The sequence below is a fragment of the Vibrio sp. V43_P6S15P86 genome, assembly GCF_009904725.1.
Classification (GTDB): Bacteria; Pseudomonadota; Gammaproteobacteria; order Enterobacterales; family Vibrionaceae; genus Vibrio; species Vibrio diabolicus.
This window is the reverse complement of the sequence record NZ_WXWT01000033.1, coordinates 1-6,652: the sequence shown is the minus strand read 5'-3', so window position 1 is coordinate 6,652 and position 6,652 is coordinate 1. Positions and strand designations below refer to the sequence as shown.

The following is a 6,652-nucleotide window of genomic DNA, read 5'->3' as shown; positions in this document are numbered from 1 at the left end:
GAAATGGATAGCATGACGTGCTTAAGGATGGGCAAAACACAACCTCAATAATTAACAGGCAGTGAAATACAATGTTTAAAAAAACATGGCTAATGACAGCCCTTCTAGCAACATGTTCTGTTGCAAACGCAGCTCCTTACGTTGGCGCATCGGTAGGTCAAGCATCGTTTGGTGATGTTAATGGCTCTATCAATGGTGGTGGTACCAACGCTAGCACTAAGCTTAAACTTGAAGATGACTCAAGCCTTTCAGGTAAAGTATTTGGTGGTTACAAATTCAACGAATACATTTCTCTAGAAGCAGCCATTGGTGGCTACGACGCTTTAGACGGCAAAGTTGTTACTGTTGGTGATATGAAGTATCTATCGATTCAACCAAAGGCGACTCTACCTATTGGTGATCGTTTCAACCTTTTTGCTAAAGCTGGTCTTTCTTACTTCAATGCTGAATTCAAAATTAGCAACTCTGTGATTGACGGTAGCGCAGGCCATACCACCATTTCTGACAGCACTGTGACAGGCATGTACGGTTTAGGCGCAGAGTTCGCTATTACAGAAAACTTTGCTCTACAAGTTGAATGGGAATACATGATGCCTGAGCTAGACATTGCGAAATTTGGCAATGAAAAAGTAACGGTTGATGCAGACATCAACGTGTTCTCTGTAGGTATGAGTTACCGCTTCTAAGAATACTTATTCAAGTTACCTCTTGGCTTAGTAAACGTTTTTGACTTCTGTTGGTCGAGCTGAGTCCAAGCTTTGAATTTGTTTAGATATAGCACAGGAAGTTTAGTTGCTAAGCGTCCTGTGCTATTTTTTTGCTTTGGAATAACTCTTAGGAATCTTTGTGAACGATGTCAATCTTAGGTATCTGGATCTACTGTTAAAGCACTTTGAACCTCACCAGTATCACCTTGTTACGCTTTCTGAGCTAGAAGCGGTGATTTGCACGTCGAGGCGCAATGTTTCTATTGTGATGAAAAAGCTTGCCACTTACGATTGGGTCGATTGGCAACCTGCGATTGGCCGAAGTAACGCTAGCCGTCTCAGTATTAATATTTCCCTCCAACAAGCGATGACCGAGTTTTTGGTTGAGGAGCTTGGCAGAGGAAGAATGAACTCAATAACGAAACTTATTGATTGGTTCGGTCAAACCGCGGTTAGAGCACTGACTATCGCTTCTGAAAAAGTGAATCGATTGAACGAATCAAATAACGCTATTTTGATTTCTTCTTACCCTTGGGTATCCAAAATCGACCCTGCGAATACTTACCGTCACACTGAATTACACGTCGCGAAAAGCGTTTATGACGTATTGCTGGCCCAAAATTCCAATGGTGGTATCGAGCCATCGTTAGCACACGAATGGAAAATGGAAGGCAAGGTAATGACGTTATGGTTGCGGCCAGGCATATATCGCCATGATGGCGAGCCCCTTAACATACAGGATGTGGTTTGGAGTATAGAAAGACTCAGGGAGATAAAAGGACCAGTTCACGAGCTCTGGCAATGCATTGATAGCGTGGTTGCAGAAACATCTAACTGCTTAAAAATCATATTGAAGTATCCGAACAAGTTGTTTCCATACATGCTAGCAACTCCTCATGCGTCTATTCTGTGTCGAGATGTCGTCTCTTTCGGTTCTAGTTATTCCTACCACATAGGGACTGGGCCATTTAAAATCAGCGGCTGGAACCAGGAGAGTATGACTCTTGAAGCGCACAAAGAGTATTTTTCAGCACGCGCATTGTTAGATCAAATAACGCTGTCTCATGGTGATGTTAAAACCTTAAATATGTTGAGCTTTAACCAAAGTTCCGATCACGTTGAAGTGGAAAAAATTAGCGCATTTTCATATTTGACCTACCGCGAACGCGCGGAATCCCAACTCACAAAAGAAACTTGGTATCAACTCGCTGATTACATCCATGTGCAAAAGCGAATTTATGATGCGCCAAGTGCCGTTGACAGCATTCAGTTAGAGACTAACGAGCAAGATTTATCAATAACAGATGGTGTTGTGATACCTAAACTGAAAGGTAAAGTGGTATTAGCTGAACCTGTCTGGACGATACCGAGTTTAATTCGTCATTCCGAATGGTTGCACAGTGTGATTCGTGCAACGGGATTGGAGTTGGAGATTGTCGTTATTGATGACATTAGTTTTCCTGAGGTAGTGTCTCACCAAGCAGATTTGCTCTTCATTGAGGAAGTCATGGAAGCACCATTTGAATATGGCATCTTCGAATGGCTGTCGATAGCAACTGGACTGCGTTTTAGTTTTGATCAAAGCCAGATGTTAAGCCATAGAGAAAAGGTTCGCAGGGCGATGGCAGATGATCACTCGCTACAGTCTTTATTAAACCTAGAGAAAGCGCTGCGCGATCAGTACCTATATTTGCCTTTATTTGTTGGCTATGAAGAGGTGACAAAAACACAGCAAGTACGCGGTGTTCAGGTGAAAAATACGGGTTATAGCGATTTGCATCGTCTCTGGATAGCTCACTTTAACTAGCATATTTCGACACGGTGAGCACAGAGTATGAATACATAAAGCCATCGCAATGATGGCTTTATGTGGAATGTAGAGTTAGAAGTTGTACGACACACTCGCGCCAACAACCCATTGGTTTGCACTATCAACAATCGAGGAATCGCTGATACCGCTGCCTAGGCGAGTGTATTGTGTCATTTGGCTCACTTGCCAGTTATCGTTGATTGGCATGACTAGCTTGTAGCCTAAACCATAGCTTACTGTTGAATCACCTTTGTACGCTTTGCGGTTTGCATTTGCTTCGCGTTGTTTTACGCCAAAGTAGTAATCTACGTAGTCTTCACTTTGATAAGTTAGGTTAGCAAAAGGAACAAAATCAACACTACCGAAGTTCATAATGTGGAAGTAAGTTGCGCCCGCTAAGTAACCTTTGTAAGCACCACTGATATCATGTTGAAGGAATGTTGAAATCACATTGTGTTGATCTAACGTAAAGTCAGTGTTCAAACCTAAATCGACAGCAAAGCGACGTTTATCCGTGCCTTTCAGGCTTTTTGCAATATCACCGTCACGCATGACACCACTGCCAACAAGGTAGGCACTCATGTTGATTAATTCATTGGTGTTACCGAAGAAACGGTAGTTAATGCCACTTAGATCGGCGTTAAAGTCGTCACCATGGTAACCGCCATTTAGAATTGGAGCTGTATTGTATTTTTGATCTTTGAAAAGATCGCTGCCATGAGCCACTCCGACTTCCGCGTTCCAGCCACCTTCATTGTTGTAGATGTTACCGTTACGAATATAAGTATCACCAGCAACCGCTGAACCAGCAGCAGTCAGAGTTAGTAGTGCAATTAATGTCTTTTTCATCATTTTTCCGAGTTGTTCTGATTTGTTTTGAACACTGTACAAAATGAAGTTGTAAGCCTCTATCAGCAAAGCGTATGGAAATGTAATGAACCATCAGGATAAGAAGCGGAATGTAAGATCAGAGGAGGAAGATAAGAAAGACAACCGCCGTCGATGGAAAGAAAAAATCCGAGCTGGGGTAGCTCGGATTTAGATTATTTATCAGGTATTGATACGAACTTATTGTTGTTTTGTTAAGTTGTATAACGGTGCTAGGTCACCTGTTACTTTTTCGCCATTCATGTCTAGCTTCATAAGTACATTTTCACCAACAAAGTATTGGTTTGGCGCATCTTCGTTTGTCAACGTTACGATGCTGCCGTTTGCATCCCAAGTGAATTGGCCTTCAGACTTTGACTGACCGTCTTCTTTGTCTTGGTAGCTTTCTTCAAGTACGTAAGTGCCATCTTGATTTAGTGTGATGGTCATGTCGATACCTGAACAATCCGCACATGGCAGCGTACCTTTGTATGTGCCGTTCCAGTCCAGGGCATTTTGTGCGTTATGCTCAGAGTCTACAAATGTTTCTTCAGTGATGACTTGTTCTTCTGCTACTGGCAGCGTGTCAATTGTCTCTGTAGTAATTTCTGCGCTAGTAGTGACTTCAGTTTCTGTCGCTTGAGGTACTTCAACTGCGCTTGTTTCGGCAGGTTTTTCATCTTGACAGCCTGCAAGAATGATTACCGCGCCTGTTAGTGCCAACATTGTTTTTTTCATTTTATCCCTCTTTAAATCAAGATTTTGTATGAGAGTAATAGTAGACATTTATCAGGTATTTGCGTCATCAAAAAGCAATAGAATGATCTATCTATGTCAATAAAACCGAATATGAGCATGGAATTGTCAGGAAAATCAGAATAATGTAAATGTTGATTGGGATATCAAGCTTGAGTCTACAAATAAATATCTAGAGGGGGGGGCAGAGATAGTGAAAACAGCCCACATTGCTGTGAGCTGTTTTATTAAATCAGTTAAGAGGCCTTGTCGATGTTTGAACGTGAGGTGCTTCGTTTTGTGCTGTCTTCATCAGCGAATAAACCAGCAACAGTACGACGCTCTAATTCACCTTTCAAATGACCATGCTCATCGACAACGGGCAGTGAGTATTCGCACGACATGGTTTCAGTCAATATTTGCTCAATGGCTGAATGGGGAGAGATGATAGGCACTTCTTCATAGATATCATCATCCCAGCTTGGGGTTTGAGCTAACTTCGTCGCGTCTAGTAACCCTTGCTGCGTTATCACGCCTTGATAGCCTGCATCGGTCACATGATAAGCATAATCACGTTTAACACGTTTCATCTCACTGAGCGCTTCTTCAATGGTTTTAGCGGCAATGCGATATGAAGGTGGCTGCATCACAGTCTCAACCGTCAATGCTCGCGCTCTATTGACGTCTTTTACAAAGGCTTCAACGTACTCATCGGCAGGATGCAGCAATATTTCGTCTGGTGAACCTTGTTGGACAAGCTCACCGTCTTTAAGGATCGCAATGCGATCGCCAAGGCGCAGTGCTTCATCTAAGTCGTGAGTAATAAAAACAATCGTTTTGTGTAACTGCTGTTGCAGTTCTATTAACTGATCCTGCATTTCGCTCCGAATCAGTGGGTCCAGCGCTGAAAATGCCTCGTCCATTAACAGTATTTCGGCATTGGTTGCCAACGCTCGCGCGAGGCCTACGCGTTGCTGCTGACCACCTGATAGCTGAGCGGGATATTGGTTCTCATAACCCGTTAATCCAACGGTATCCAACCATTCGTTTGCTTTTTCTAAGCGTGCTTCTTTATTTATTCCTTGAATTTCCAAACCGTAAGCGATGTTGTCGATAACAGTGCGATGAGGCAATAAGCCAAAACGTTGAAACACCATCGACATCTTATGACGACGAAACTGCTCTAACTCCTTGTTAGAAAGCTGCATGACATCTACCCCTTCCACCAAAATCTGTCCCTTGGTTGGATCGATTAGGCGATTGAAGTGGCGAATCATGGTGGACTTACCTGAACCGGATAAACCCATGATGACGAAAATCTCGCCCTTTTTAATTTGGAGGTTGATGTCTTTTAGCCCGACCGTGTGCCCCGTTTCCGCTAACACGTGTTCTTTACTATGTCCCAACTTGACGCGCTCAATCACGCTGTCGGGTTTGGGTCCGAAGATTTTATACAGACCGCTGATTTCGATAAGTGGGCTAGTCATGCTTTAAATCTCCTAGATGGGCTTGAGTGCGTTTCGCATACGCTTGTGAAGCGCGGTCGAAAAGAATCGCTAGAGCGACAATGGCTAGACCATTTAAAAGACCAAGAGTGAAATATTGATTGGTAATCGACTTAAGAACGGGCTGGCCCAAACCTTTTACCCCAATCATCGATGCGATGACGACCATCGACAGTGCCATCATGATCGTTTGGTTGATTCCCGCCATGATGGTTGGCATTGCGAGCGGAAGTTGGACCCCAAAAAGTCGCTGTTTACTGCTGGCTCCAAATGCGGTTGCGGCTTCCAACACTTCTTTATCCACCAAACGAATACCCAAATTAGTTAAACGAATAACCGGTGGAATCGCGTAGATCACTACTGCGATGAGGCCAGGAATTTTGCCGATCCCGAGTAACATCACAACTGGGATGAGGTACACAAATGCCGGCATGGTCTGCATGACGTCGAGTAATGGTGTCACAACTGACTGAATACGATTAGAGCGCGCCATGGCGATGCCGATAGGGATCCCGAGTGTGATTGCCAGCATGGTACACACCGTGATAATACTGAGCGTGCGCATTGTGTCTTCCCACATGCCGAAGTAGCCAATCAGCATAAGTGAGCCAAAACATGCGATGGCCAGTTTCCAAGAGCGACTAGCGGCATAAACGAGGGCGGTGCAGACGCCTAAAACAACGACCCAAGGTGTAGAAATAAGCAGTTTTTCAAACCAGACAAGAAATGAAAGGAGCGGATCAAAGAGAGACTCGATAAGTTCACCATATTCACGAGAGAAATCTCGGTAGGCGCCATCGAGTGTTTTGCGAATTGCTCTAAGATCAGAGCGATCCATTTCTGGGAATTCGCTGAGCCAATTCGAGTCAGACATATTTACTTCCTTTTCTGATATATCTAGGTGCCCTCAAGAGACGTGATTCAGCAAGAATGGTTGGGATCGTAGACCAAGTAATGATTGGTGGTTCGATAGGTCCTCCATCTATTGTTTCACCCTTTAGGCTCATTTCAATGCAGTCGACCTGCAC

At 43.7% G+C, this 6,652-nt stretch carries 6 protein-coding genes; 2 read left to right on the top strand and 4 right to left on the bottom strand.

The genetic code is table 11. The annotated features are described in order from the left end of the window. The first annotated feature begins 71 nt into the window (after window positions 1-71). Window positions 72-686, top strand: coding sequence for an outer membrane beta-barrel protein (locus CAG69_RS01620; RefSeq protein ID WP_005373936.1), 615 nt, complete (start codon window positions 72-74; stop codon window positions 684-686). 160 nt (window positions 687-846) lie between these two features. Next, entirely contained in the window at window positions 847-2,514 is a 1,668-nt protein-coding gene (locus CAG69_RS01615) for an ABC transporter substrate-binding protein (RefSeq protein WP_161442403.1), read from the top strand. Window positions 2,515-2,589: 75 nt separating this feature from the next. Here CAG69_RS01615 and ompV read toward each other — a convergent pair whose 3' ends face one another. The 4 genes from ompV to CAG69_RS01595 form a co-directional block, all read right to left on the bottom strand. Beyond that, complete coding sequence (gene ompV, locus CAG69_RS01610) at window positions 2,590-3,366, bottom strand: outer membrane protein OmpV (RefSeq protein WP_161442400.1); 777 nt, start codon at window positions 3,364-3,366, stop codon at window positions 2,590-2,592. 219 nt (window positions 3,367-3,585) lie between these two features. Continuing rightward, window positions 3,586-4,122 (bottom strand): copper resistance protein NlpE, encoded by a 537-nt coding sequence (locus CAG69_RS01605; RefSeq protein WP_161442398.1) that lies wholly within the window; start codon window positions 4,120-4,122, stop codon window positions 3,586-3,588. 254 nt (window positions 4,123-4,376) lie between these two features. Then, window positions 4,377-5,606, bottom strand: coding sequence for a quaternary amine ABC transporter ATP-binding protein (locus CAG69_RS01600; protein ID WP_161442396.1), 1,230 nt, complete (start codon window positions 5,604-5,606; stop codon window positions 4,377-4,379). Further along, window positions 5,599-6,498: an ABC transporter permease gene (locus tag CAG69_RS01595; RefSeq protein WP_161442394.1), complete on the bottom strand. Its 900-nt coding sequence runs from the start codon at window positions 6,496-6,498 to the stop codon at window positions 5,599-5,601. The genes CAG69_RS01600 and CAG69_RS01595 overlap by 8 nt, the downstream gene beginning before the upstream one ends. Window positions 6,499-6,652 lie beyond the last annotated feature (154 nt).